A 24985-nucleotide genomic window follows, 5' to 3' on the forward strand; every position below is an offset into this window, starting at 1 on the left:
AGCGAGCTTAGTGCTCGCTTTTTTTGTGCTCATATGTTGGATAGACCATCGCTAAGTGGCCTTATAGCGAGATAGTCAAAACTCATTCTATTGATTTCGGCAAATCATTTTGTAGCTTCAAACTAGTGATGTTAGGGCTGGCTTGTGATGCCCTAAAAACGCCTAGAATTGAACTTGCAAGGTTTCAGATACAAAAAGTAATAGATGCGACGATCTAGCCCCATCGCCCTCAATGAAATTAAGACTATTGCTTGAATGTAGTGCGCCACTGAATCGGCGATACATGAAAAGCCGATTTAAAGTGCTTTCTGAATACACTGTCAGAGCCAAAACCCGCTTGCTCTGCAACTTGAGGTATCGATAGTTTCGTGGTTTCTAATAGACGTTGGCTAAGCACCAAACGTCGGTTTTGCAGCCATTCACCAAATGTACAGCCATAGGTGGATTTAAACTGGCGTGTGAAGGTACGTTTACTCATCGCACAGCGCTCAGCGACTTCATCTAGTGAGTGACACTGATTAAGGCTCTGCTCCACCAGCTCAATCACAAGGCTAATACTTGTCTCTGTAAGAGGTTTTATGTTGACTGGTGCTGGTATGTATTGCTGCTGTCCACCAGTACGAGATGGCGCAGTCACCATCTTACGTGCGAGATCATTCGCAAGCTCACTACCACACAAACGGCGCACTATATGTAGACAACAATCGAGTGAAGCAGCTACTCCAGCAGAGGTAATGATAGTCTCATGTTCAACAAATAGAGGGTTTGGGTCAAAATCCACCTTAGGAAATTGCTGCTGAAATTGTTCGGAAAACGCCCAATGGCTTGTGGCACGTTTTCCATCGAGAACGCCAGCACATGCAAGTACATAAGACCCGAGGCAGAGTCCTACTAGTAGCTTACCTTTCCCATGATGCTCTATTAGCGCCTCTATAAGTCGCTCACTTGGCTCTGGCAGGTCATTTGGCCAGCTTGGAACAATCACAATATCCGCCTCTTTAATAGCGCTCAAATCTCTATCGATCACCACACCAAATCCAGAGCTTGTTTCAAACTGCAAGCTGTTTTCGCAACAGATCCTCAAGTCAAACCGAACCGGCTGACCGAAAAAGATATCTTGAAACACCAGACAAGGCACAGAGAGATGAAAAGCACTGATGCCTTCAAAGGCTACCATCGTAATTTTAATTAGCTCGGTTAATTTGTTCACAAGTGTCTCGATTTGCGCGAATGTTGACTTTCAAGACAGTATCACAAGAAACTAGAAAGAAGCATACTAAATCTCATAGAGAACATGGCTTGTTAGTGAGTTTAGAGAGGCATTATGAAGATCCACCACCTACGTAGCGCAACATTTATTATTGAATCTGGCGAAAAATTTATCCTTATTGATCCTATGTTGGGGAAAAAAGGCTCTATGCCTCCGTTTTCAGTCATTAAGGCTAAGGCCGCGAAAAATCCAACCGTTGAGATGCCAAGTAATGCCGATGAGCTACTAAACAAGGTTACTCATACCTTAATTACTCACAGTCAAACACTTGGTATCAAGGCATTACAACATGGAGATCACCTAGATCCGGCAGGTGAGACGTTTTTAACAAGTCGTAATATCCCAGTTGCGACACCAGCCAAAGATAAGGCTTACCTAGAAAAATATGACTTAACGGTAAATTGGGGAATTGAAGACTGGCAAACTATCGACTTTCTAGACGGAAAGCTCACCGCGGTTCCGGCTTTGCACGGCCATGGATGGATTCACAAGGTAATGGCTAATGGTGTTGGATTTTTCTTGGAGCTCCCCAATGAGCCTTCTATTTACATTAGCGGTGATACAGTTCTAACCGATGATGTAAAACGAGCGTTGACTGAGTTGAAACCTGATATCACAGTAGTCGCGGCAGGTCGTGCTCGTATGGACGTTGGTCAACCGTTATTGATGTCTATTGATGAGGTCATGGAGTTTATTCGCCTTTCCCCTAATAAGGTGGTTGCGAACCATATGGAGGCACTCAATCACTGTGCAGTGACTCGACCAATTCTTAAAGAAGCAATTGATAAAAACGGTTTGTCAGATAAAGTCCTTATTCCTGCTGATGGTGAGACCTTGGAGTTTTAGATACCTGAACTAATCCGGTGACTCCCGATTTAAGTAAATAGTCTAAATGATTTCTGTCCAAACCCGTGTTAATAGGTGCGATTATAATAGCTTGCCAACCAACGAAGAATTCGTGATTGCTCAACAGTCGGTAGAACTTCTGTAATCTGAACTGAAGTCTAAGCAAGAAAAAGACAATCAAAAGCGAGCCCAAGTGGCTCGCTTTTTGTGTCTAGTAAAGATGCGTCTGGATGTTTTAACAGGGGGATAGCCTACAAGGCGATCGTGAAACAGTTTTAGAACAGAGCTTAAATTGCGACTCATCGGGTGCTCTGGAAGCGCTAAGGTTATTTAGTCCCTGAGCGGTAGTTTGGATCTGTCCAGCATCGAGGTAACTCTTCCCCTGACATAAACATCAGTTCGGACTTTTTAAACATCTCAGTGTCTTGCTGTTCTTCGCCTGCTTGAAACCGACCTTCGATACTGTCTTGAAATAAGTTGGTTAATTTGGTCATTTCAGTTACATCAACGAGGTCACCGGTTTTTTCTCGTTTAGAAACATTTTTTTGCCCTCAATCTAATCGGTCACCCCAAATTATAATTGCTATTCGGAAAATGAGAGTCTTTTCAATTCCGGCACTTCTTGACTAAGCAGACCCCAGAGCTACGCTTATGATCATCGACAACCCAATCGATGAACAAACTTATCCTCAACAAATAAATGGAGTCGCGATGTCATCTGCCCATATTGCAAACAATCTCAGTGAACTGATTGGCGATACCGATCTTGTTAGAATCAACAGTCTTTCAGAGATATCAGGTTGTGAGATTCTTATTAAGTGCGAACACCAGAACCCGGGTGGTTCGATTAAAGATAGAGCGGCACTTCAGTTGGTTATGGATGCAATAGAAGCCGGTAAGCTTAAGCCGGGAATGACAATCGTTGAAGGTACTGCTGGTAATACGGGAATAGGACTTGCTCTGGTCGCTAAATCCCTTGGTTACAAAATGTTGGTGGTGATGCCAAAAGGGCAGGCACAAGAGAAAGAGCGCATGATCTCGCTTTATAATGCTGAACTGTTATTGGTCGACCCTTGTCCTTTTGCAAACCCTGAACATTTTTACCACACGGCTAAACGGATCGGTGTCGAAAATGAAGATTATTGGTGGGCAGATCAGTTCGAAAATCTCAGTAATTATCGAGCGCACTATTTAAATACTGGACCGGAAATATGGCAGCAAACCCAAGGGAATATTGATGCTCTGGTTTCTGTGGTGGGGACGGGCGGAACCATTGCCGGAAACTCACACTATCTATCTGAGCAGAAACCTAATCTCGAAACTTGGTTAGTTGACCCAAATGGGTCCGGCATTTATTCGTTTCTACGTAATGGACACTATCAATCAACGGGAAGTTCGTTCACGGAAGGCATAGGGATCATGCGAACGGTTGAAAATTTCAGGCAGGCAAAAATCAATCGTGCAATCACGCTTCCCGATCAGGATTTGGTGACGATATCCCGCCTTGTTGCGGAACATGACGGTATTCTTCTAGGAAGCAGTTCGTCGTTGAACGTAGCAGGTGCGCTATACGCTGCGGCTAGAATGGGGAAAGGGAAAACCATCGTTACATTTAGCTGTGACCTTGCTGAGCGCTCGTATTCGAAGCTGCACAACGAAACGTTTCTGAAAGAAAAAGAGATACAGCTTAATAAAGAAAACCTCTCTCAACTATGGGCTCGTTATCAAGCCGAAGATGGCAGCATGGTCGTCAACGTATAGTCGCTTTAAGTTAGTAACAGCCAGTGGTCTGCCAGCTCTTTCGTTAGCGCTGAACATCCGGTTAGAGCTAAACATCCGTTAGCACCAAATCCGGCACTATTGCTTGTTATTAGGGTAGTGAATCACATTATGAAATACGGCGTTTCCTTCACCGATATTTTTGTAGGCATGGGTCTGGTTGGCATTGAAGCGAACGGCTTGTCCTGCGCGTAACGTATGCCACTCATCATCAAACATCACGGCCATCTCTCCTGAAATGCATAAGATGTGCTCAGTGACGCCTGCGTTATGTGGGGCGGATTCATGCTGGTAATCGGGTGCTAGGGTGAGTTCGAATATTTCAAATCCTAGTGCTTCCTCAAAAGGAAACAACAAACTGACGAAAAAGCCAATGTTGTATTCCTCATGTCTTAGTTCGTTTGCATCTCTGAATAAACTCGTCAGTTCACTGTTTGGGCTAGCCGCGATAAAATTCGAAAGTGACACCTCGAACCCAGAAGCTATCTGCCAAAGCTTAGCGACTGTCGGGCTGGATTCTCCACGTTCAATTTGTCCTAGCATTGCTTTGCTCACGCCAGTTTCTTTCGCTGTTTTGTCTAAGCTCCAGCCTTTTTCTTGGCGAAGGCGTTTCAAGTTAACGCCAACTTTAATTTCTGTTTGCATATTTTCTCTACAAGTTTTTTACAAATAAGTTGTGCGCTATAGCGCACGGGTGCTAAGTTCAGTCTATGGACGTTATAACGCACACAGGAGTAAATTAACATGACTAAGCTAAAATTTTCTCACGTCAGTACCGGCTTTATCGCTGTTTTCATTGGTTATGCGAGCGCCGCGGCGATTATTTTCCAAGCGGCAATGAGTGCTGGAGCAACCGAAGAACAAGTGGCGTCATGGTTTTGGGCGTTGGGAATTGGCATGGGGATGACCACAATACTGCTCTCGTTTCATTACAAGAAGCCTGTGGTTACAGCGTGGTCGACGCCTGGAGCGGCGTTGTTAATCACATCTCTTGAAGGGCTGACAATGAATCAGGCAGTAGCCGTGTTTTTGTTCAGTTCGATGTTGATCACGTTGGTTGGATTGGCGGGGATATTTGAGAAAGTCCTAAAACAGATCCCAACATCGATTGCCTCAGCGATGCTCGCGGGGATTCTATTGCAATTCGGTTTGGGTTTGTTCACGTCGCTAATGGAAGAGGCACAAGTCGTAGCGGTCATGCTCGCTGTATTTATTCTGGCGAAAGCGCGGTTAGGAAATTTACTGATCCCAAGCATTTTCATCATCGCATTGGTCATGTGTGTGGGTTTTGGCAAACTCGATGTTAGTCAGGTGACTATGGGATTAACGACCCCAGTGTTCATTTCGCCCGATTTTGAGTTCTTTTCGTTGTTCAGTGTCGGTATCCCACTGTTTATAGTGACGATGGCTTCACAGAACTTACCGGGATTTGCGGTTCTAAAAGCGAACGGATACCAAGTCGATTCATCGAAGATCATTACCACCACCGGGGTGACAGGTTTGATCTTCGGACCGTTTGGTGGCTTTGCGTATAACCTTGCAGCGATTACGGGCGCTATTTGCATGGGCCCTAATGCGGATAGTAATCCAAAGACACGTTATATCGCGGGGATTTGTATGGGCGGGTTTTACTTGTTAGCTGGCGTGATGGGGATGTCATTTGTGTCGCTGTTTAGCGCCGTGCCCTCCGCGATTGTCATTGCGGTTGCTGGCTTAGCGGTGATGCCCACCTTGATGAATTGTTTAGCTGTTTCGATGGAAGACAACCACTATCGAGAGCCTGCGCTGCTTACTTTCTTATTCACTGCTTCTGGTACTAATTTACTGGGAATCGGCAGTGCATTTTGGGGTTTGTGCATCGGGTTGTTTTGTTGCTGGTTACACAATTACAAAGCTAGGTCACGTGGATCAAGCGAGGCTTCGCAAACTTTGCCGTAATCAAACGACTCAAGATTATGATCAGGTTCGCTGTGAATTAGAAACACCAGCAAGTTGTTTGAGTAGTAAGCCCAGTCATACTTGTGACTGGGCTTGCTTACAAAGGAATAAAGCTACTTAACTTCGTATCTCAGTAGCACTTCATTATCGAGAACGACATTTGTCGACCAGATAAAGCTTGCGCCAGCACCACTGAATTTTTCGATAAAGTTCATGTACGCTTTTTTATTGTTCACGCCAATATCGTCTTCTGAATATACCGATGCTTGAGGCCAAGATGTTGAATCGAACTCTTGGTTCATCCAGTTGGTTGGTGTTTCCCAATGAGCGGCGTAGGCATCTTGACCGTGGTCAGTTCCTTCTGTGGTGCAACTTTCAGAAAGACGCTTCCCGTCCACTTCACTCAAACAAGTCAGGTCATAAATCGGTGAGGTATAAAAGGTTTGTGCTTGCCAGTCTGGTCCTGTCACGGTTCCGTCACTAAAGCTCGCGATAAAGCCACCATCACCAGCGTGGTATGCCTTTCCGCGGTTATCTTCGCTACCAAGACCTAGGTTTTCTTCCCAATCAATCACTTTCACCGCTATCGTGTAAGGCTTCTTCACCTTAAATTTGACGATGTTTGAGTTAAACGGTGTGAAAGGAACAGTGTCTACCGCGATTAACTTGCCGTTGATATAAAGTTCGAAATAGTTATCGGCAAAAATATAGCCTGTTATTTCTTCTCCGTCTTGATCCACTATCGCTACAGGTACAGAGCTTTGATCGACTTCGGCTAGGCTGCTTGGCGTGGTGTTTGAGCACTCTTCATAAAGATCAAAGGCTTTTGGCCCTGTCGCAAAGTTGTTCTTGGCTGGAACCGTCCAAACCTTTCCTTCGGAGTCCGTAATTTCCCCGACGCCCGCCACTCGGCTGCGTCCGTTTGCACACTCAAAGAGATTCGATTCAACAGTGGTCGCCACACCTTGAGTAATACTCGCTGAGCCTTGGTAATCACTGATGTTGCTGACCGAAGGCGTATCTGATGATGGTGAGCAGCCTGTTGCGAGCAAAGCAACCGATGAAAGGGTAAGGGCTTGATATTTTGTGATGATCATTGACTGGGTATCCGAGACGGGTGATTTAAATAAGCGTGGTTCAAAATAAGCCAAGTGCAAGTAAGTTAATTGAAAACAAAGCGATTTCCAACAAATCCGAGCTAAGTAGTCAAGTAAGCCGTGAACTCAAAGCTGATAGCTGGAACGACGAAACTAAGCTATGACCCAAATATTTGTGAGGTGCCACGCTTGTTATCTGATAAGGCATATATTACCCGTACAAATGTAAACAAGCGTAAAGCTGAGTAAGCATGGGTAAAACAGCGCTTTTATCGAATGATCACATCAGCTTGCGCGGAGCTTGCAAAAATACTCAGCCCGAAGCGGTTTCAGGTTGTGATTGAGATAGTATTTTGCTACAAAACGCGCATAATCTCGCTATACAATATTTAAAGAAGATATTCCTATGACTACGTTTCAATACTACTTTCACCAATTGCCTTGCTTCGACTGTAAAAAAACGACAGTAAGTACTGATCTTGGTTGGTTAACGCCTGCGATGAAAGACGATGCTATCGCACAAGTGACAGCGACACTTGCACAAGGCGAGGTTACACCCGATCTTTCAGCAGACGTGGTTTGTACGAAAGAAGAAGCTCGCGAGTACTTACTGCTTAATTTCTTTGGTTATTCAGAAGAAGAGCTAGCAAGCGGAATCGAAGCGGATGATGAAAAAGAAGTGGCAGACGAAATCGCAGAGCTAGTAGAAGAAGGTAAAGACACTATCACCTTCGAACATGAGATTGCTCTTCAGTGCTGTGCAGACTGCGATGTTGAAGACGAGTCAAACTAAGCTTTTGTATTAAGAGTATTAAACTAAGTACTCTTATTAAGGTTCATCATGAGGCTATGATGTTCTAATGATGAAAGGCGTTAGCGAATTGAAGTTCGCTAACGCCTTTTTTGTCTCTCTGTTTCTTATCTTTAAGCGGCGTTCAATCTAAAGATGTTGTGCTTTCTATAATGCCTTGTTTGCTCAGTTGCGAAAGGATCTCTGCGGTCTTCTCTCTGAATAAATCTCTCAGTAGACGCACAGTAGGGGTGATGGATTGGCGACTTGGACACACTAACCAGAGCTCGGTAGGGGTCGGCTTAAATTCAGGCATAACTTTAACCACTTCGCCTGAAAGCAGATGAGGTGACATGTCTAAACAAGATTTTATTGCCACCCCTTTACCCGCGATACACCAACGTCTTACAAGGTCTGCGTCGTTCGAAGCGCGATTTCCTTTTAGTTTCACTTTATGGTCTTGAGTACCATCGTTAAACACCCACTCGTCTTGCAACATGTCATGGAGTTGGTAAAGCAAACCATTGTGTTGTGCTAAGTCACTCGGGTGTTTTGGTGTGCCCATTTCAGCCAAGTATTCAGGAGCCGCACACAATATCCTCGGCACATCGCATATCTTGAAACCATACATGTTCGCATCGGTCGGGGAGCCGTAACGCAGCGCCATATCGACGGAATCTCGGTAGAAGTCGATATTGCTATCGCTGATGCTAGTGCGAAGCGTCGCCTTTGGGTATTCAAGTAAGAACTCATCTAACCAAGGTGTGATTAGGTTGCGTCCTAGATCCGATGAAAGCGCTATTCGAATTTCACCATCAAGAATACCGAGCTCTTCGCGCATGTTGAGCTTTGCTTGCTCCAACATCTTTAAGGCTTGTTCGCATTCCGGTAAATAACGTTCGCCTGCAGAAGAGAGCCTTAGGTGGCGCGTGGTTCTTACAAATAACTCCGCACCGAGTGCTGCTTCAACACGTTTTACTGCTGCACTTGCTGTGGCAGTGCGCATATCTAGGTTGGTGGCTGCAGCGGTGATACTGCGAAACTCCGCCACTTTCAAAATGACCTGTAAGTCTTCAAGAAGCATATTATCTACCTGTATTGAATTATGTTCTAAACATGGCGTTGGGATATTTCCCCATCACAATCTGCAAATGGGTTATCTCTACTTATCGCTTCTAAGTTAGCTTCAAATACTTAATTGTCAAAAATAATTTGATAATAATTCAAATATGAGGCTGTTTTTCATTAGTAATTTTCTCACTATCATTTCCCCATATCGACAACGTAGCGCAGTACACATCGTATGGACGAAACCTACGATCTAGGGGGATAAGATGACTAAGAAAATCACAATGGGTGTAACGGATTTGTCGTTCCACCGTACGACCGCATCATTGGTTGCCAATGTATTGAAATCCATGGGTTTTGAGGTAGAGCGTATTTTCTCTCCACATCAGGAGAACTTTGAAAAGCTGAAAGCAGGCCAAGTGGATATGCTTTCTTCTGCGTGGTTGCCATCAAGTCACGGTATCTACAAAGCGGGCGTTGAAGAAGTTGAGCCACTTATCGAGCTTGGGCTTCATTATGAACCTTATGCTTTGTGGGGCGTACCAGACTATGTGCCTGAAGAGGCGGTTTCTGAAGTCTCTGATTTATTAAAAGCTGAAGTGATCGAGAAAATGAACTCGACCATTCAAGGCATCAACCCCGGCGCTGGTATCACACGCTTCTCTATCCAGATGATGAAAGATTATGGCCTGAGCGATGCCGGCTACGAGTTCTTTCCTGGCAGTGAAGACGATTGTTTCAGTGCCTTTGAAAGTGCAGTCGCAAACAAAGAGTGGGTGGTAGTGCCACTGTGGAAACCTCAGTTTTTGCACTATCGTTACGATATTCGTGAGCTCAAAGAGCCAAAAGGCCTACTCGGAATAGTGGACAGAGCAGTGCTTCTTTTAAGAGACGACAAGAAGCATCTGTTCAGCGAACAACAGATTCAGAAGTTGGATTCCCTATGCTTCTCGAATGACATCATCGCAGAGCTGGATTACAAAGTTTGCCGTGAAGGTAAACCACAAGATCAAGTCACACATGATTGGTTGATTGAGAAAGGCCTGATTTAGCCTTTAAGCCGTTGGCAATGCAGTGAGACGTCTGCGTTACTCAGATAACGGCAATACCACTATCAAAAATTATTTGAGAATTATTCAAATATTAGGCGGTTTATCTAGAGTGAGAATTGACTAAGATTAACTCGTCTAATTCAAGGAGAAAGCACAATGTCAGTACCATCAAAAATGAAAGCTATCGGATTTACTCAATCACTTGCGATTACAGAGCAAGACAGTTTATTTGAGTTTGAAACGAGTCTGCCAGAACTAAAAAATAATGACTTGCTGGTGAAAGTGAGTGCGACTTCTATCAACCCTGCTGACGCAAAAATTCGTATTCGTAATGCTAAAGATAAAACTCTTGAGCTGCCAAAAGTGCTGGGCTACGACGCTGTCGGTGAAGTTGTTGGCAAAGGTGCTGACGTTGAAGGTTTCGAAGTCGGTGACCGTGTGTACTATGCGGGTGACGTAACACGTATGGGTGCTAACGCAGAATACCAAGCTGTGGACTACCGTATTACCGCTAAAGCGCCTAAGAGCCTTTCTGATGAGGCTGCAGCCGTTATGCCACTAGCGACGCTTACGGCATGGGAAGCGTTGTTTGACCGCTTGCGTGTTCGTCCTGAAGAGAAAAAGTCTATCCTGATCATTGGTGGAGCGGGCGGCGTTGGTTCAATTACGATTCAACTGGCTAAGCAACTCACCAACCTAAATGTTATCGCAACAGCTTCAAGACCTGAAACGGAGCAGTGGGTAAGAGATATGGGAGCGGACTATGTGGTGAACCACCGTAATCTTGTTGAGTCAGTGAGAGAGCAAGGCATTCAACATGTCGACTACATTTTCAATGTTGCAGACACAAAAGGGCACTGGGATGCGATGGTTGAATTGATCGCACCGCAAGGCATGATCAGTTCGATTGTTGAATTTGATGGTGGCATTGACTTGTCAGCGCTGCAAGGCAAATCAGCAGGCTTTGTTTGGGAGCTGATGTTTACACGTTCACTGTTTAACACCGAAGATATCCAGAAGCAGCAAGACATCCTATTCCAAGCCGCGAATCTGATTGATGCGGGCCGTATTAAATCGACGCTAACCTCGACCCTAAATGGCTTTAGTGTGGAAACACTTAAAGATGCACACCAACGTATTGAAAGCAGTGCCTCGATTGGTAAAACAGCTATCAAATACTAATTGCTGATGTTTTAATCCGCCGTTGTTTTGAATTGTTGACGGTTTAAATAGAAGAAGCCCCTGATATCTGATTGCTAGTCAAAAGGTTTCAGGGGCTTTTGTTTGTTTTCAGTTTAGTCAGTTTAGTCAGTTTAGTCAGCTTCTGGTGATGTGATAGGTTGCGATGTTTTGAAGTGAAACTGTATTAGGTCTAGCTCAAAAGGCGAGGGCTCTTTGTCCGCAATCAAAAAACCGATTTGTTTGATGTCTCGTGCCTTAAGTTCCGGCGCATCGCTCAGTAGCCGACCTCTGAACACAGCTTGAAAATCATTGAAGTGGAACACCTTGTTAAGCCGCACTCCCTTTATCGTAACGAAATCGTGTTTGTATTGAACTCGATTACCATCTTTCGATGTTGTGAGCCTCAGTTGGTAGGTGCGACCATCACCAACGAAAACTAGCTCTGCGCTATCTATTTCATGGGCTGGTGATTCAATGGAGCGCTTTACAGAACTGAAACCACCATTGTTTTCTAACGATAGCTCGCCCCTAAATCGACTCATATCATCAAGATAAATGAGCCCGCCCGTTGAGATGCCACCCATTACATCGTCGTTGGTCGCTGTCCAATTCTTGTGTTCGTTCGGTTGTATAAAATCAATCATACCTATGCCTGCTACAGATACTTGAGACCATAAAAAGGAGAGGCTGAGTACTAGCCAAAAAGGGTGTCTTCGCTTAAGCAATGAAGCCGTTTCGTTCATGATTGTCTCCGTTAGCCGTTAGCCGTTAGTCTGTTCGCGTTTTATGGAGAAGGTTCAGTGGCAAGCATACCCATACAATGCTCAATAAATTCAGAGTAATTTGAAGCGTTGTCGTACTCAATTTTTAGCGAACCGTGAAACATCAGCGTCACCGTGACGTCTTTATAGCTTAGCCAACAGGTGTAACCATCGTAATCGTGCCAAGCCGTCACTTCGCCAACTAGATATTTGTTGTCCCGTTGCTCACCGGAAGAGCGAATAAACTCAAATACTCTGAGAAATTCAATAATGGTGATTCTGTTGTCCATGTGTTACTCCCGCTGCGTCATCTTTGAGAATAGGCTGATCTTTGGTGTTTAGATTGCCTACGTCTTTCTTTCATATCCTTACGGCTTACCTCTGTGCCCCGATCACTGAAAGGGTCTTACCTTCTCGATAAACCGCTGTTTTCTAATATTTCATCATCATTCCATACATCTGTTCAATCCAGAGCGAAGCGTGCGTAACAAACTCGAAAAACAACGTTAACCCTCAAGATAAAGACGAGCTTAATTTGCGTTTATGGTGGTTAATTAAAATTAGAGTCGATAGGATAAATAGCATCGGAGCCTTGTTATTGGCTGAAATGGAATCTACAGAAAGTGCGTGTCAACATGATAGAAAAACTGAAAAAGGAATGGTTTCTTGTAGGGATGGTGGTGGCTATGGTCGTTGCTGTTTTTACGCCGGATTGGGGCAAATCGGGTGGGGTACTTCATCTCGATACGGTGACTGTTCTCGGCATCGCTTTGGTGTTTTTCTTACACGGTTTGGGTTTGTCTCCCAAAGCCATTCTTGAGGGGCTTTCGAATTGGAAGCTGCATGTTTTTGTACAAAGCGCGACATTCTTAGTTTACCCACTGCTTTGGGTGATATTCGGGCAAGGCTTTGTCGCTTATATGCCAGCAGCTCTGGCCTTTGGTTTCTGTTACCTCTTCGTATTACCGAGTACGATTTCGTCTTCGGTCGCGATGACGGTGATTGGAAAAGGAAACCTACCGGGTGCGATATTCAATGCATCACTTTCTAGTATTTTAGGCGTGTTCATTACGCCTCTACTGATCCAGCTCTTTATGGGGTTGGAAGGTGCAGAGCTAAACCTGATGGAATCGGTGATCTCTATATCTAAAATGCTGCTATTGCCAATGATTGTCGGCCAGTTGATGCGCCCGTTACTTTTTGAATGGACTCAGAAACACAAGTCAGTGGTCAATAAGTTAGATAAATACGTGATACTTCTGATCGTCTACAGTGCTTTCTGTGACTCTATTGAACACGGTATTTGGAGCGACTTTTCACCAATGCTGTTGTTGCTGTCAGCGGTGATTTGTTTAGTGGTATTGATGGTGATGGTACACGGCATTCAATGGAGTGCCCGAAAGGTTGGATTCAATCATCAAGATGAAGTCGCGGCAGTATTCTGTGGTACTAAGAAGACCTTAGCGGCAGGTATTCCTATGGCTAAGGTGATCTTTGCTCACAACCCTAATCTAGGGATGATATTACTACCAATCATGCTTTATCACCCGATTCAGATCTTTTACTGTGCAGTGCTAGCCAACCGTTACGCCAAGGTTGATACACAATCTAGTTAAACTTGTTTGTTGTTACAAGTACAAAAGAAAAACGCCTTTCACTTCGCTGTGAAAGGCGTTTGTATTTGAATCTACTTCACTTTAATTAGAGTGCTTGAATCTGTATGAGCAAATGCGTTGTCGTAGATCTCTAAGCCTGTTGTTTGAGAGTACGTCAGCGTATCGTCTGAAATGCTAATGTTCATCGTGAAGCCCGTGGTGGTTGCGTTGTCCGTCATGTATTCGGACTCAGCGATGCCACGCTTAGACGCAACTAACGTCATTGTATCGCCAGCAGGGCCTTCTGCGGTGACACATGTGGTGCGTGGTACGCAGTAAGAGTTGTAGACGACCTGATTTTTTTGGTCGTAGATGAAGTAGCCACGTTGATCGTGGAACTTAGAGTCGTCGGCCTTTCTGAATACTTCTTGTTTGTAGTACAGAGCAACCAGATATTGATCGCTGGCATTGGTTGCATCTGCCGCAACCTCAAACGTCATTACTTCATAGAATGGTGTAACCGCGGGACCACCTGCACCCACTTCTGTGCCTTCTTGGCCTGGAGAAATATCAACGCCGCCAGTTTCGACTGATTTCCATGTGCCGACTAACTTTGCGAGTGGACCAAAATCCATACCATTGATTGTGTTGTGGTCGGCTACTGCTGGAGCCGAGATTACCGCTGCGATACCAAGTGCTAATAATTTTTTCACTTTAACTTCCTTTTTTGTAATTATCTGACCACATTAAAAGTAAGGTTATTGTGAAGCCAATTTATTAACCCAGATCAGTGTTCTTGGTTAATATGAAAGCGATTTGTAACTTGATGTATCAGTCAATAAGAGAATATTAATGCGGCTAAATATTGAACGAATAGCTGTGATTTGTTCATCGAGGTTTAATTCAAAATTGCATTAGTCTGAGCCTTATTAATTTTGCTATTACACATTTCAAATTCTCATGTATGATGTGCGCCCATAATTGTATGACAAATGTGTAATCTTACTTCTGTATGAATAAAGCTGTTAACCACGCCATTTTGCTTTTGGTGCTCGCAAACCTACTTGCGTCTTTTTCAGACGTATCATTGAAGATACTGAATGGCGAAGTCCCTACGTTCCAGTACGTGTTTATCCGTCAGCTATTGAGCGTGATCTTGTTGCTTCCATTTTGGTTAAAGTTACCGAGAGAGACGCGTATGAAAGGCGGTTGCCGAATCAACTTCTTAAGGGCTCAATTTATCTTAGTGGGGAGTGGCTGCGCGATGATCGCCATTACACACCTTACTTTGGCGACAGCAAACGCGATGTTCTACGTTGGACCAATCCTTATGCTGCCTTTGTCGATCGTGCTGTTGAAAGAAAGGCCGACATCTTCAAAAGTGAGCGCGACCCTGATTGGTTTTGTGGGCGTATTAATCGTGTTACGCCCTGAACAATTTCATTGGGCGGCGATTGCTGGGCTAGGCAGTGCGCTTGCGATGGGCGTGGGTAATATCTTGATTAAACGCTTGAATGCAGAGCAACACATCATCTCAACTCTGTTCTGGACCAGCATTATGACTCTGCCACTTGCACTGGCATTAGCGCTGCCAACTTGGTCTGCGCTCGAATGGCGTCATGTTGGTTGGATCATGGCAATCAACTTGTTCGTACTTGGATACCATGCGCTTGTGGTGGTGGCTTACAAAAAAGCACCGGCCAACCAGATTGCGCTCGCCGAATATTCTGGGTTGGTGTTCGTAACATTGTTTGGTGTTATGTGGTTCGATGAGATTCCAGACATCCTGACGCTGGTGGGCATTAGTCTCATCGTTATTCCAATGATGCCGATTAAATGGAAGAAGGTTTTCAAGTGGAGAGACCGAGCCGCTTTAGAAGTTGAGGTTACTCCGCCTAAACCATAGCGGCTTGTCTCTCAGTCATTCTGGATTCCAAATAAACCACATCAGGGAAGGTCGTCTAAACTTAGGGTTTGTATCGCTTCAAAATACGACAATTTGGGCTCTAAAAACGTTCTCGAAATAAATGCAAATTAGTGCTTTACCTCAACTTAACTTGAGGTATTAGGATATGCAACGTTGCTTACGAGAATACTTTAAGGAGAGATGAATGATCCAACTTGAACATGTGAATTTAGTCGTCAAGGACATCCCTGAAATGCTGACTTTCTATAAAGCGGCGTTTCCACACTGGTACGTTCGTGATGAAGGAAAAGGCGAATGGTCAGGCAAGCCACGTAACTGGCTGCATTTTGGCGACGAGTACCAATACATCGCATTGAGTGATCACGGTGAGGGTGAAAACAGAGATTTGGCAGGGCACTCTGTTGGCCTCGCGCACTTCGCTTATGTGACCAATAATATCGAAAGCGTCACTCAACGTCTTATCGATGCGGGTTTCCCGATTGCTAAACCTGGCGCTGAAGAACCTTATCGAAAAAATGTCTATTTTGTGGATCCGGCAGGTTTTGAAATCGAGTTTGTTGAGTATTTGAGTGATGATCCCAAGTTACGAAATGCCACAAGTTAATCACGTAATACGCCGCTTTATTAAAGTTGGTTAGCGGCATGAAAACACGTTAGAGAACATTTATAGAAAAGGGCATTGTGGAATAATCCGCAATGCCCTTTTTAGGTCTATGTAATAGCTGATTATTTAGCTGATGTTTAGCTCAGTTGTTGGGTTGTTTATTTAGCCTTAAAAGGCACCAACAGTTGTTTGCCAAACACATTAATCAGCGCGCCAGTCACAATCAGGCCACCGCCTAGATAAGTCCAAACCGATGGAATTTCATTAAAGATCCACACGCCTAACAGTGCCGAGAAGACAATCTGGACGTATGAGTAAGCCGAAGCTTTACCCGCCGCTTGAGTCTGCATCGCTTTGGTCAAACCGTATTGGCCTATCTGAGTGAAAATACCGACTAACACGAGCATCACGGTTAAGAATAGACTTGGCCATACAAAGTCGTTCCAGATAAGAGCTGTTGAGATTGGTAGCGCAACCAATGGGAAGTAGAAGATGATGACTGAGCTATCTTCCGTTTGGCTCAGCTTTCTCACAATCACATAAGCAATTGAGCTACCAAATGCGCCACATAACGCCACCATAATGCTAAATAGCGGTAACTCGCTGCTCGCGCCACTGTTCATACTTGGTTGTACCATCACTAATAGCCCAGCTAGGCAGAACGCAATGCAGATCATGGTCGATTTTTGGACGCGTTCTTTCAGAAATAACACGCCAAGTAGGGCGGTAAATACAGGATGAACGTATTGTAGAATGGTCGCTTCGGCTAATGGCAAAGTGGTCACAGCGTAGTAAACACACATCAAGGCTGCTGTACCAACTGCGCCTCGAACAAACAACAAAGGTTTGTTATTTCCCCAGATCGAAATGCCTTTTCGCTTAACGTCGATATAACTGATGATCAAAGACACCAAAGCCCTTGCTGCAACAATTTCGAATACAGGTATGCCGTAGTTGCTGATGTATTTCACACACGCAGACATCAGTGCGAATCCAAAAGCGGAGAGGATCATGAATCGAACCCCAACAGGGATTTGTGAAAAAGAGAAAGAAGACATAAAAATATCAATCGGTTGAGGGAACAGGAATCATAACTTAGTTTAGAAGAGCCGACCAAAGTCTTTGTCCTGTTCTATTACACCAAACCATTGATATTGCTGTGCGAGTACTTTCAGCAACTCGATCTCTTTTGTTGTCTCTTCTCTAAGCCATTCAATAAGGTCGTTGATGATAGGCGTGTGACTACGCTGGTGCATGAAGTAAGTCCAAGCACTGTGTTGGATTTTTGCATTTCTAGGGCAGTACAAGAAGCCTCGTTGGAGATCTTGTTGAACTAACAACAGATCCGTGACCGTAACCCCTTCACCGGATAGACAGGCACTGAGCGCCATATCTAAAGACAAGAAGCTGGTATTTCTGACAGGTTTCTTTGGTGGGAATTCAACATCGGCCAGCCACACTTTCCAGTCGTGATGATCTAAGGTTGGATGCAGCCTTGGCAAGGTTAAGATTGAATCAAGGTCGGTGTCTTTGGTGGTTAAACTAGTAGAGCAAACCGGCGCCATGAACTCTTCACGCAAGAAGGTAATGTCAGGTGCCTTGTCATAGCGTTTTTTGAAACGCGTGTGGAAGATCAGTAGATCATACTCACTACTATTAATCGATTCGTCTTCCTCAATCACAGGAACAATGACGATCTCATGATCTTGATAACGCTCGTTTAATTCCCGAACTTTGGAGATCAATACTCGCGTCGCGAAACTCAGAGTCGCTTTGATCACGATACGCTTCTGCTTGGGCTCACTCCAAGAGGCGATAACAGCTTCGATATTACCGTAGCTTTCTCGCAAAGCCACATACAAATCATGACCTTGTACCGTTAATTCTATGGCTCGATGCTTACGAATAACCAGTGATGCGTTTAACTCATCTTCAAGCTGTTTGATCTGTCGGCTGATCGCACTTTGTGTCACATGCAGCTCTTCGGCAGCCAGCGTAAAGCTCATCAGCCTTGCGGCAGCTTCAAAGGCTTTTAAGCCATTATGTGATGATGGCAAGCTAGGATATGGGGTCATAATTCGTTCGCATGAGTTTATGGAATGTTAGAGTCGCAAATTTATCAATTGAACGCCAGCCTCATCGATCGTATTTTGGGCGAAATTAACTGAGGCGCTCATGAAAAAAATACTCACTCTTGCATTCCCTTTGATCATTTCACAGCTGATCTCTATGGCTTTAGTCCTTACTGATGTTTGGATGATGTCGCGTATCAGTGTGTCAGCCCTTGCGGCTGGTGGCTTAGGTGCCTCAATCTACTTTTTCATCTTCATTATTGCGAGCAGCACCGTGGGTTGTGTCGCGAACTTGATTGCGATTGCTTATGGTCAGCGCGTAGCTCGCCCTGAGTTTGGTAATACTCAAATCAGATTGGCTGTGAAAGGCGCAACCATGTTGGCATTCGTGCTCAGTGTGACCTTAATGGCCAGCTTCTGGTTTGCTCCGTTGGTATTAGAAGCAGCCAAACAGCCACCAGAAGTGATCACTTTAGCCATGGAATATGTCCATGCTTTGAAGTGGGTAATGTTGCCTTCGCTTATCTTGTTGGTACTTCGTGGCTTAACCAGTGCGTTTGGCAACGTGCGCTCCATTCTTGTGATGTCGATTATCACCGTAATTCTGAATGTGCCAGTGAGCTACTTTCTCACCTTCCAATTAGACATGGGCTTAACAGGTTTAGGGCTTGGTACGGCTATCGCGGCATTTATCGTGATGGTTGGATATACGGTTTGGGTATTTAAGCGTGACGAGTTTAAGCAGTTCGCCCCTTGGCTAAATACAGAAGAGTATTCAATCAAGTTGATGAGCCCATTGTTGTTGATGGGTCTACCTATCGGCTTGGCTGCTTTACTTGAGCATGGCTTGATTTACGGTGGCACCTTGATGGCGGGCACGATCAGTATTGCTTCGTTAGCCTTGCACCAAATCTTGCTGCAATGTTTAAGCTTTACTTGGAACTTCAATTTTGGTTTCTCACAAGCTGCGGCGATTTTGGTTGGCCGTGATTTTGGCGCGGGTAACTACGAAGGAATAAAAAGAACCTCGATTCAAAGCTTCATATTGGTGTCGGTGTTGAGTGTGGCGTTGTCGGCCGTGTTCATTATATGGCCTGAGATGATCGCTTCTATCTTCAAGTTAGACGATGGCACGGGTGCTATGACTTCACTACTGGCTTCTGTGATTTGGGTCGTTGCTTTGTGCTTTATTGTTGATGCTTGGCAGCTACTGGCGATTAACCTGCTAAGAGGCATGAAGATTGTCTCTATGCCAACCGTGATGACTGCCATCGGTTACTGGGTATTTGGCTTGCCTGCGGCTTGGTATTTGATGCCTAAGTTCGAATTGGCAGGGATTTGGGGCGGAATCGGTGTTGGCTTAGGCGTGACAGGTATTCTGCTGCTTATCCAATTGATGCGTGTCATTCAAAAGAACAACCAATCTCCAGATTTGTCGAATCATGCTTATACGTGATTTGCTTGTGATGCTCGCCTTTACCATGGAACCTTGAACGATAAACGTTGTATTGCTGACCGAGAACTATCAATTACCAACAATGACCTATAAGCCCTAAATTGCGTACTTCGTAATTTAGACCTTGGTCTTACAGAAACCGAGCTAAAAGGTGACTAGAATGATTTGAGTTGCTCACCGTTTTATCAAGGAATACACAAATGGAAGTTGGATTGTTCTGGGCTGAAAAAGGAATGTTAGTGCTTGGCGCACTGTTTGTTTTGACGAGCATGATGCAGTACGGAAGACGCAGTAGCGATTGGAAGGGCGTGATTACGATGTTCTACAAGCGTATCCCAATGAACATCGCCGAATACAAATGGTATCGCCTGGGGATCGCGTTGTTGGTATTTGCTGTGATCATACGTTTCGCATTACTGATTTTATGGCCTTCATATCAGTTCTAGTTCTCTTGCATTAGCTTTGTTGGATAGCTCTCTATCATGGCTACATAAAGCCGTTCAATGAATGAGTCAGTCGAGCCTTAATAAACCCGCTTGTTAAGGCTGCTGTTAAATATAATAGTGCTATTACTCAACAGCAAGGATTGGCTATTACCTTTGTAGCATATTGTTTTTCATGAAGAATAATGCGAAATAATAGCTTACCCACCTGTTTCATCATTCTTACTAATAATCTGCACATAAATCCATTCACCCCGTACCTGATACCATAATGTTCTGTTACACTCGGTCGAATTAGCTTTAATTTGTCAGTGGTGCATTTATGTCGTTCCCAGTTCTTATATGTGATGATTCTGCGTTAGCAAGGAAGCAGATGGCTCGGTCACTGCCTAGTTCTCTAAATGCAGATATAACTTTTGCTGTTCATGGGCTTAATGCACTTGAAGAGCTCGCTAAAAACCAATTCAAATTGATGTTCCTCGACCTAACCATGCCGGAATTAGACGGCTATGGCACATTGGAAGAGATGCAACGTTTAGGCGATACCACGCCAGTTGTCGTTGTTTCTGGTGACATACAACCAAAAGCACAACAGAAGGTGCTGGATCTTGGCGCCAAAGCATTTTTGCAAAAGCCGATCGATAAAGAAGCGCTAAAAGCCATTTTACGTGAGCATGTCGAGCCGCCAAAACAACCTCAAATCATTACCCCAACCGCTTTAGAACTGCCAATACTTCGCAGACGCGATATCTATATGGAAGTCGCGAACGTAGCGATAGGCCGTGCCGCTGATGCACTGGCTCGTCACTTTAATGTGTTTGTTCACCTACCGCTGCCGAACGTTAACATCTTCGAAGTGAGTGAATTGCACATGGCACTTCGTGACCTAGCGGATAACGACCAAGTGTCGGGTGTTTGCCAAGGCTTTAGTGGAGAAGGCATTGCAGGTGAAGCGCTAGTTTTGTTGAGTGATTCCAGTGTGAGCGATCTTAAGAAGCTCATGAAGGTGCCAACAGAAAGCGAGCAGCTAGAAGAATTAGAGTTGTTGATGGATGTATCGAACATCTTAGTCGGCTCTTTCTTGAATGGGTTAGGGGAGCAATCAGAAGTTCGTTTCTTTCAGAGCTCTCCTGTGCTGCTAGGTCAACACATCTCGATTGATTCGGTGATTGAAAATACCAGCGGCTCATTTAAAAAGACCATGACGTTCGAAGTCAGCTACAACATCGACGGCACGTCCATCCGTTGTGACCTTCTATTTATGTTTGTTGATGAGTCTCTGCCTCTTCTAGATAACAAATTGGCCTACCTAATGGAGGAGTTTTAATATGTTGAATCTTCCTGCTGAATTTGAACAGTTCCACTGGATGGTAGACATGGTTCAAAACGTCGATATGGGGCTGGTGGTCATTAACCGTGACTTTCAGGTACAAGTTTGGAATGGCTTCATGACGCACCATAGCGGTAAGCAATCGCATGATGCGATCGGTAAGTCGATCTTTGAGTTATTCCCTGAAATTCCTGAAGAGTGGTTTAGGCTTAAAACAAAACCGGTTTATGACCTAGGCTGCCGTAGCTTCATAACGTGGCAACAAAGGCCTTATCTGTTTAAGTGCCGCAACGTGAGGCCAGTAACTCAGCAAGCCGACTTTATGTATCAGAACGTCACGCTTAACCCGATGCGTTCTCCAACTGGGCAAGTGACATCCTTGTTCTTGTCGATTCAAGATGCGACTGCTGAAGCTCTGATGTCTCAGAAAAAGGCTTGACGTACCTTAAGGTGAAAATTGAATCGCCTTATAAGAGCACTCTGAAAACCAAATAAAAATGGCCAAGGTTAATCCCCTTGGCCATTTTTGTATCTGATCCTGTAGTAATGAGTTCGAACTAAAGAAAGGCGTTCCGTGTTCGTTAACTTTAGTCGAGTTGTTGTTAGGCTCTATCAACAGCGGCTTGTATCCGCTGGGTTCTCATAAATAAGCGCATCTAACCTGCCATATTTTGTGGACTTTACCCCGCTCATCCAAGTTTCGAACGTGCTAATCGATCTTGCCTTTGTACTTTATAAATTTCAGGGCTAATGAAAGAGGGCTGAGATCGGCACTCCAAGCGAAAAAGTCAGAAAAAAATGAAATTATTTAAGAAAAAACGCATTTTTTGATTCAAGAAAAGTGTGATTTTTATGTGATTAAAGGGCACTTTTTTCACAAATTTGCCTTATCGAAGATTTTTTCGCCGAATTTGCAAGGGAAACGTTTGCGCAATAAACCGACAGCGTTTGCGTGAATATGTTGTTAAGTTATTAATTACTATGAATTTAGTAGGAAATGATGGGCGGGAAGCTTTTACCAGATATGGAATCTTTGAGAGGATAGCACAAAAAAAAATGAAATATCAGACTTGCTGTTAGTAAATCACAGCCTATAATGCTGAAAACCGGAGCGTCTGCCAACGCTCCGGTTTTTTTGTGTCCGAAACTCAGTAAAGCGTCTGCCAACGCTTACCGAAAACGCACGACACGTAATATGATTACAGGACAAATTATCATGCGTATCGAACAAGAACTTAAGTTAGGTTTCAAAGATGTACTCTTCCGTCCGAAGCGTTCTACCCTTAAAAGCCGTTCTCAAGTTGAATTAACCCGCGATTTTACATTCAAGCATAGCGGTCGTCAATGGTCTGGTACTCCAGTAATTGCAGCGAACATGGATTCGGTAGCAAGCTTTGAAATGGCAGCTGCTCTAGCAGAGCACGGTGTTATGACTGCAGTACACAAGCACTACACAGTAGAGCAGTGGGCTGAGTTCGCAAAAACAGCAGACAAGAAAACGCTGAACAACGTATTTGTTTCAACAGGTACTTCTGAAGCTGAGTTTGAGAAAACTAAGCAAATCATGGCGCTTAGCGACGAATTCGTATTTATCTGTATTGATATCGCTAACGGCTACTCAGAGCACCTAGTTGAGTATGTACAAAAAGTACGTGCTGAATTCCCGACTAAAGTTATCTCTGCTGGTAACGTTGTAACGGGTGACATGGTTGAAGAGCTAATCCTAGCTGGCGCAGACATCGTTAAGGTTGGTATCGGCCCTGGTTCTGTTTGTACTACACGTGTTAAAACAGGCGTAGGTTACCCTCAACTTTCTGCAATCATCGAGTGTGGCGACGCAGCACACGGCCTTGGCGGCATGATCATCGGTGACGGTGGCTGTTCATGTGCGGGTGACGTATCTAAAGCGTTCGGCGGCGGTGCTGACTTCGTAATGCTAGGCGGCATGCTAGCAGGTCACTCTGAGTCAGGCGGCGAAGTTGTAGAGCAAGACGGTAAGCAATTCATGAAGTTCTATGGAATGTCGTCACAGTCGGCTATGGACAAGCACTCAGGTGGTGTTGCTAAGTACCGTGCTGCTGAAGGTAAAACTGTTTTACTTCCGTTCCGTGGCTCTGTTCACAACACAATTTCTGACATCCTTGGTGGTGTACGTTCAACTTGTACATACGTAGGCGCAGCAAAGCTTAAAGAGCTAACTAAACGTACGACTTTCATCCGTGTACAAGAGCAAGAGAACAACGTATTTGGTAAAGAGTAATCTGAACGAGTTCGAATAGTTTGAAAATCAAGAGCCGCTAAAGCGGCTCTTTTTGTTTTGGGACTTGCAAACCATTATTGCCCCAAAGTTGCTTAGACCTTTTACTCATTCGCATCCTGTTCAAGAGTTTTTTCTCTACTAAAAATTACCCGTTCTTCTAATGCTGTTCGTTTTGAATACCCGTGTTGTATCACGAGGGTAAATTCGACACAAATCAACGGTTATAAGAAACGTTCCTTAGCGTTTCTCGACGAGAGTAATAGCGGTAATTCCTCAAGTAAGTTATTATAATTAAGTTATCAACACTCTAAAAAAGAACATATTCCCATGGCAAGCTCCACTCAAATCAAAGCTTTAATGCAATCGCACATAGATCAAGACGACGATAGATTTCTATCTGTCGCGCTTCAGGTTGCGGCTCATGAAGCAAGAAATGGCCATGGTAAACTTGCTCAAGAATTAAAAGTTCTTATTGAAAAAGCTAAGAAAAATACATCTAAAAACCTACCTGTATCAATAGCGAGTGGTGTAAAAGATTCAACTGGTTTACTTACAACTAGTTATCCCCAACTTCGATTCTCTGATCTTATTGTTACATCTGAAATCAAAGATAGACTGATGCGATTAGTTAAAGAACAAAAGCACCTAACAGTTTTGAAGAATCATGGCTTGTCTCCAAGAAGGAAAATGTTGCTTGCAGGTATGCCAGGGACTGGAAAAACTTATACAGCCTCAATATTAGCTGGAGAGTTAGATTTCCCTCTTTTTGAAGTACGTTTGGATGCTGTGATAACAAAATATCTAGGTGAATCATCAGCTAAGTTACGACAGATTTTTGATACTATAAGAGAAGTACGTGGAGTATATTTCTTCGACGAATTTGATGCATTAGGCACTACTAGAAGCTCTAATAATGACGTGGGGGAAGCTCGTCGTATACTCAACAGCTTTCTTCAAATGATTGAGCAAGACGATTCTAATAGCGTTATTATCTGTGCAACAAACCACATTGAATCTTTAGACTATGCGCTGTTTAGGCGCTTCGATGACGTAATTCGATACGAACTACCTACGGATGATGAAATAATCCAGTTGTTCAAATCGCGCCTTCTTAACTACGTAGCGAAAAACTTCTCTTGGAAAAAGCTACCAGAAATTTCTCAAGGCTTGAGTAATGCTGAGATTACTCTAGCGTCGAACGACGCAATAAAAGAAATGCTAATTCATGATTTAGACTCGATTACAATATCTATGCTCACAAGAGCAATCCAAGATAGACAAAACATAAACCGGCACCTATTAGGCAAACAGGGATTTTAACGCTAAATGGCAACAAACACTTATAATAAGCCTCATTTTTCTTACCTTCGTCAGCAATTGCTCATAACTTTACTTCACCTAGGACTGGTGGCGGTGGTGCATCAACCGTTCCTCAACTCGATAGAGCTAGACAGTCTCAGAAACTTCGCGGTGACTTAGCAAGCGTAGCAAGTCGTCTCGATAGTCTAAAAGAAA

At 44.1% G+C, this 24985-nt stretch carries 25 protein-coding genes; 15 read left to right on the forward strand and 10 right to left on the reverse strand.

The features are described from left to right. Positions 1 to 244 precede the first annotated feature (244 nt). Positions 245 to 1210: a GlxA family transcriptional regulator gene (locus tag AB4507_RS04125; RefSeq protein ID WP_372182263.1), complete on the reverse strand. Its 966-nt coding sequence runs from the start codon at positions 1208 to 1210 to the stop codon at positions 245 to 247. Between the two features lie 114 nt (positions 1211 to 1324). On the opposite strand from AB4507_RS04125, the gene AB4507_RS04130 reads away from it, so the two are divergent. Further along, positions 1325 to 2116, forward strand: a complete 792-nt coding sequence (locus AB4507_RS04130) for an MBL fold metallo-hydrolase (protein ID WP_017068423.1) — start codon at positions 1325 to 1327, stop codon at positions 2114 to 2116. A 326-nt stretch (positions 2117 to 2442) separates the two neighbouring features. On the opposite strand, the gene AB4507_RS04135 is transcribed toward AB4507_RS04130, so the two are convergent. Next, entirely contained in the window at positions 2443 to 2610 is a 168-nt protein-coding gene (locus AB4507_RS04135; RefSeq protein ID WP_372182264.1) for an acetyltransferase, read from the reverse strand. Positions 2611 to 2827: 217 nt separating this feature from the next. On the opposite strand from AB4507_RS04135, the gene AB4507_RS04140 reads away from it, so the two are divergent. Further along, the gene (locus AB4507_RS04140; protein WP_372182266.1) at positions 2828 to 3877 is read left to right on the forward strand and encodes a cysteine synthase A; all 1050 of its coding nucleotides are present in this window, start codon (positions 2828 to 2830) and stop codon (positions 3875 to 3877) included. A gap of 96 nt (positions 3878 to 3973) precedes the next feature. Here the strand turns inward: AB4507_RS04140 and AB4507_RS04145 are convergent, their stop codons facing one another. Beyond that, positions 3974 to 4540 carry a helix-turn-helix domain-containing protein gene (locus AB4507_RS04145; RefSeq protein WP_017064371.1) on the reverse strand — a complete coding sequence of 189 codons (567 nt, stop codon included), beginning with the start codon at positions 4538 to 4540 and terminating at the stop codon, positions 3974 to 3976. Between the two features lie 99 nt (positions 4541 to 4639). Between AB4507_RS04145 and AB4507_RS04150 the strand changes: the two genes are divergently transcribed. Further along, complete coding sequence (locus tag AB4507_RS04150) at positions 4640 to 5833, forward strand: benzoate/H(+) symporter BenE family transporter (RefSeq protein ID WP_372182267.1); 1194 nt, start codon at positions 4640 to 4642, stop codon at positions 5831 to 5833. Positions 5834 to 5946: 113 nt separating this feature from the next. On the opposite strand, the gene AB4507_RS04155 is transcribed toward AB4507_RS04150, so the two are convergent. Then, positions 5947 to 6930, reverse strand: coding sequence for a hypothetical protein (locus AB4507_RS04155; protein ID WP_372182268.1), 984 nt, complete (start codon positions 6928 to 6930; stop codon positions 5947 to 5949). Between the two features lie 406 nt (positions 6931 to 7336). Between AB4507_RS04155 and AB4507_RS04160 the strand changes: the two genes are divergently transcribed. Then, positions 7337 to 7723, forward strand: coding sequence for a hypothetical protein (locus tag AB4507_RS04160; protein ID WP_050620552.1), 387 nt, complete (start codon positions 7337 to 7339; stop codon positions 7721 to 7723). A gap of 142 nt (positions 7724 to 7865) precedes the next feature. Here the strand turns inward: AB4507_RS04160 and AB4507_RS04165 are convergent, their stop codons facing one another. Continuing rightward, positions 7866 to 8804: a LysR family transcriptional regulator gene (locus AB4507_RS04165; protein WP_050646645.1), complete on the reverse strand. Its 939-nt coding sequence runs from the start codon at positions 8802 to 8804 to the stop codon at positions 7866 to 7868. Positions 8805 to 9072: 268 nt separating this feature from the next. On the opposite strand from AB4507_RS04165, the gene AB4507_RS04170 reads away from it, so the two are divergent. Continuing rightward, positions 9073 to 9840, forward strand: coding sequence for a glycine betaine ABC transporter substrate-binding protein (locus tag AB4507_RS04170; protein WP_372074320.1), 768 nt, complete (start codon positions 9073 to 9075; stop codon positions 9838 to 9840). Positions 9841 to 9996: 156 nt separating this feature from the next. Then, positions 9997 to 11022, forward strand: a complete 1026-nt coding sequence (locus AB4507_RS04175; RefSeq protein WP_372182269.1) for a zinc-binding alcohol dehydrogenase family protein — start codon at positions 9997 to 9999, stop codon at positions 11020 to 11022. 131 nt (positions 11023 to 11153) lie between these two features. Here AB4507_RS04175 and AB4507_RS04180 read toward each other — a convergent pair whose 3' ends face one another. Together AB4507_RS04180 and AB4507_RS04185 are read right to left on the reverse strand one after the other, a co-directional pair. After that, positions 11154 to 11765: a CIA30 family protein gene (locus AB4507_RS04180; protein WP_372182270.1), complete on the reverse strand. Its 612-nt coding sequence runs from the start codon at positions 11763 to 11765 to the stop codon at positions 11154 to 11156. Positions 11766 to 11806: 41 nt separating this feature from the next. Further along, entirely contained in the window at positions 11807 to 12073 is a 267-nt protein-coding gene (locus tag AB4507_RS04185) for a DUF3081 domain-containing protein (protein ID WP_372182272.1), read from the reverse strand. A 345-nt stretch (positions 12074 to 12418) separates the two neighbouring features. On the opposite strand from AB4507_RS04185, the gene AB4507_RS04190 reads away from it, so the two are divergent. After that, positions 12419 to 13399, forward strand: a complete 981-nt coding sequence (locus AB4507_RS04190; protein WP_032545880.1) for a bile acid:sodium symporter family protein — start codon at positions 12419 to 12421, stop codon at positions 13397 to 13399. Positions 13400 to 13470: 71 nt separating this feature from the next. On the opposite strand, the gene AB4507_RS04195 is transcribed toward AB4507_RS04190, so the two are convergent. Continuing rightward, positions 13471 to 14091, reverse strand: coding sequence for a heme-binding beta-barrel domain-containing protein (locus AB4507_RS04195; RefSeq protein ID WP_017062436.1), 621 nt, complete (start codon positions 14089 to 14091; stop codon positions 13471 to 13473). 299 nt (positions 14092 to 14390) lie between these two features. Between AB4507_RS04195 and AB4507_RS04200 the strand changes: the two genes are divergently transcribed. Both AB4507_RS04200 and AB4507_RS04205 read left to right on the forward strand, forming a co-directional pair. Beyond that, positions 14391 to 15284, forward strand: a complete 894-nt coding sequence (locus AB4507_RS04200) for a DMT family transporter (RefSeq protein WP_372182273.1) — start codon at positions 14391 to 14393, stop codon at positions 15282 to 15284. 205 nt (positions 15285 to 15489) lie between these two features. Further along, positions 15490 to 15909, forward strand: a complete 420-nt coding sequence (locus AB4507_RS04205; RefSeq protein WP_017065925.1) for a VOC family protein — start codon at positions 15490 to 15492, stop codon at positions 15907 to 15909. A gap of 158 nt (positions 15910 to 16067) precedes the next feature. On the opposite strand, the gene AB4507_RS04210 is transcribed toward AB4507_RS04205, so the two are convergent. Both AB4507_RS04210 and AB4507_RS04215 read right to left on the reverse strand, forming a co-directional pair. Next, positions 16068 to 16967: a DMT family transporter gene (locus AB4507_RS04210; RefSeq protein ID WP_372090476.1), complete on the reverse strand. Its 900-nt coding sequence runs from the start codon at positions 16965 to 16967 to the stop codon at positions 16068 to 16070. A gap of 42 nt (positions 16968 to 17009) precedes the next feature. Next, positions 17010 to 17984 (reverse strand): LysR family transcriptional regulator, encoded by a 975-nt coding sequence (locus AB4507_RS04215; RefSeq protein WP_017068435.1) that lies wholly within the window; start codon positions 17982 to 17984, stop codon positions 17010 to 17012. Between the two features lie 100 nt (positions 17985 to 18084). On the opposite strand from AB4507_RS04215, the gene AB4507_RS04220 reads away from it, so the two are divergent. The 6 genes from AB4507_RS04220 (at position 18085) to AB4507_RS04245 (ending at position 24790) form a co-directional block, all read left to right on the forward strand. After that, complete coding sequence (locus AB4507_RS04220; RefSeq protein WP_017062432.1) at positions 18085 to 19437, forward strand: MATE family efflux transporter; 1353 nt, start codon at positions 18085 to 18087, stop codon at positions 19435 to 19437. 200 nt (positions 19438 to 19637) lie between these two features. Next, a complete protein-coding gene (locus AB4507_RS04225) occupies positions 19638 to 19883 on the forward strand; it encodes a hypothetical protein (RefSeq protein ID WP_010430578.1) in 246 nt (81 codons plus the stop codon). A gap of 319 nt (positions 19884 to 20202) precedes the next feature. After that, positions 20203 to 21207, forward strand: a complete 1005-nt coding sequence (locus AB4507_RS04230; protein ID WP_029236531.1) for a response regulator — start codon at positions 20203 to 20205, stop codon at positions 21205 to 21207. Between the two features lies 1 nt (position 21208). Next, a complete protein-coding gene (locus AB4507_RS04235; protein WP_017062430.1) occupies positions 21209 to 21649 on the forward strand; it encodes a PAS domain-containing protein in 441 nt (146 codons plus the stop codon). Between the two features lie 777 nt (positions 21650 to 22426). After that, positions 22427 to 23470, forward strand: coding sequence for a GMP reductase (locus AB4507_RS04240; protein ID WP_017062429.1), 1044 nt, complete (start codon positions 22427 to 22429; stop codon positions 23468 to 23470). A 327-nt stretch (positions 23471 to 23797) separates the two neighbouring features. Then, positions 23798 to 24790, forward strand: a complete 993-nt coding sequence (locus tag AB4507_RS04245; RefSeq protein WP_372136855.1) for an AAA family ATPase — start codon at positions 23798 to 23800, stop codon at positions 24788 to 24790. The last annotated feature ends 195 nt before the right edge of the window (positions 24791 to 24985 follow it).

The sequence above is a fragment of the Vibrio sp. 10N.222.54.A3 genome (assembly GCF_041474095.1).
Taxonomy (GTDB): domain Bacteria; phylum Pseudomonadota; class Gammaproteobacteria; order Enterobacterales; family Vibrionaceae; genus Vibrio; species Vibrio crassostreae_C.

Excerpts from the sequence above, each read along its gene's own strand:
- AB4507_RS04170 (WP_372074320.1), top strand. The coding sequence starts at position 9,073 with ATGGGTGTAACGGATTTGTCGTTCCACCGTACGACCGCATCATTGGTT.
- AB4507_RS04225 (WP_010430578.1), top strand. The coding sequence starts at position 19,638 with ATGGAAGTTGGATTGTTCTGGGCTGAAAAAGGAATGTTAGTGCTTGGC.
- AB4507_RS04135 (WP_372182264.1), bottom strand. The coding sequence starts at position 2,610 with ATGACCAAATTAACCAACTTATTTCAAGACAGTATCGAAGGTCGGTTT.
- AB4507_RS04150 (WP_372182267.1), top strand. The coding sequence starts at position 4,640 with ATGACTAAGCTAAAATTTTCTCACGTCAGTACCGGCTTTATCGCTGTT.
- AB4507_RS04145 (WP_017064371.1), bottom strand. The coding sequence starts at position 4,540 with ATGCAAACAGAAATTAAAGTTGGCGTTAACTTGAAACGCCTTCGCCAA.
- AB4507_RS04200 (WP_372182273.1), top strand. The coding sequence starts at position 14,391 with ATGAATAAAGCTGTTAACCACGCCATTTTGCTTTTGGTGCTCGCAAAC.
- AB4507_RS04185 (WP_372182272.1), bottom strand. The coding sequence starts at position 12,073 with ATGGACAACAGAATCACCATTATTGAATTTCTCAGAGTATTTGAGTTT.
- AB4507_RS04130 (WP_017068423.1), top strand. The coding sequence starts at position 1,325 with ATGAAGATCCACCACCTACGTAGCGCAACATTTATTATTGAATCTGGC.
- AB4507_RS04245 (WP_372136855.1), top strand. The coding sequence starts at position 23,798 with ATGGCAAGCTCCACTCAAATCAAAGCTTTAATGCAATCGCACATAGAT.
- AB4507_RS04210 (WP_372090476.1), bottom strand. The coding sequence starts at position 16,967 with ATGTCTTCTTTCTCTTTTTCACAAATCCCTGTTGGGGTTCGATTCATG.
- AB4507_RS04140 (WP_372182266.1), top strand. The coding sequence starts at position 2,828 with ATGTCATCTGCCCATATTGCAAACAATCTCAGTGAACTGATTGGCGAT.
- AB4507_RS04240 (WP_017062429.1), top strand. The coding sequence starts at position 22,427 with ATGCGTATCGAACAAGAACTTAAGTTAGGTTTCAAAGATGTACTCTTC.
- AB4507_RS04215 (WP_017068435.1), bottom strand. The coding sequence starts at position 17,984 with ATGACCCCATATCCTAGCTTGCCATCATCACATAATGGCTTAAAAGCC.
- AB4507_RS04190 (WP_032545880.1), top strand. The coding sequence starts at position 12,419 with ATGATAGAAAAACTGAAAAAGGAATGGTTTCTTGTAGGGATGGTGGTG.
- AB4507_RS04205 (WP_017065925.1), top strand. The coding sequence starts at position 15,490 with ATGATCCAACTTGAACATGTGAATTTAGTCGTCAAGGACATCCCTGAA.
- AB4507_RS04220 (WP_017062432.1), top strand. The coding sequence starts at position 18,085 with ATGAAAAAAATACTCACTCTTGCATTCCCTTTGATCATTTCACAGCTG.
- AB4507_RS04180 (WP_372182270.1), bottom strand. The coding sequence starts at position 11,765 with ATGAACGAAACGGCTTCATTGCTTAAGCGAAGACACCCTTTTTGGCTA.
- AB4507_RS04235 (WP_017062430.1), top strand. The coding sequence starts at position 21,209 with ATGTTGAATCTTCCTGCTGAATTTGAACAGTTCCACTGGATGGTAGAC.
- AB4507_RS04155 (WP_372182268.1), bottom strand. The coding sequence starts at position 6,930 with ATGATCATCACAAAATATCAAGCCCTTACCCTTTCATCGGTTGCTTTG.
- AB4507_RS04160 (WP_050620552.1), top strand. The coding sequence starts at position 7,337 with ATGACTACGTTTCAATACTACTTTCACCAATTGCCTTGCTTCGACTGT.
- AB4507_RS04230 (WP_029236531.1), top strand. The coding sequence starts at position 20,203 with ATGTCGTTCCCAGTTCTTATATGTGATGATTCTGCGTTAGCAAGGAAG.
- AB4507_RS04175 (WP_372182269.1), top strand. The coding sequence starts at position 9,997 with ATGTCAGTACCATCAAAAATGAAAGCTATCGGATTTACTCAATCACTT.
- AB4507_RS04165 (WP_050646645.1), bottom strand. The coding sequence starts at position 8,804 with ATGCTTCTTGAAGACTTACAGGTCATTTTGAAAGTGGCGGAGTTTCGC.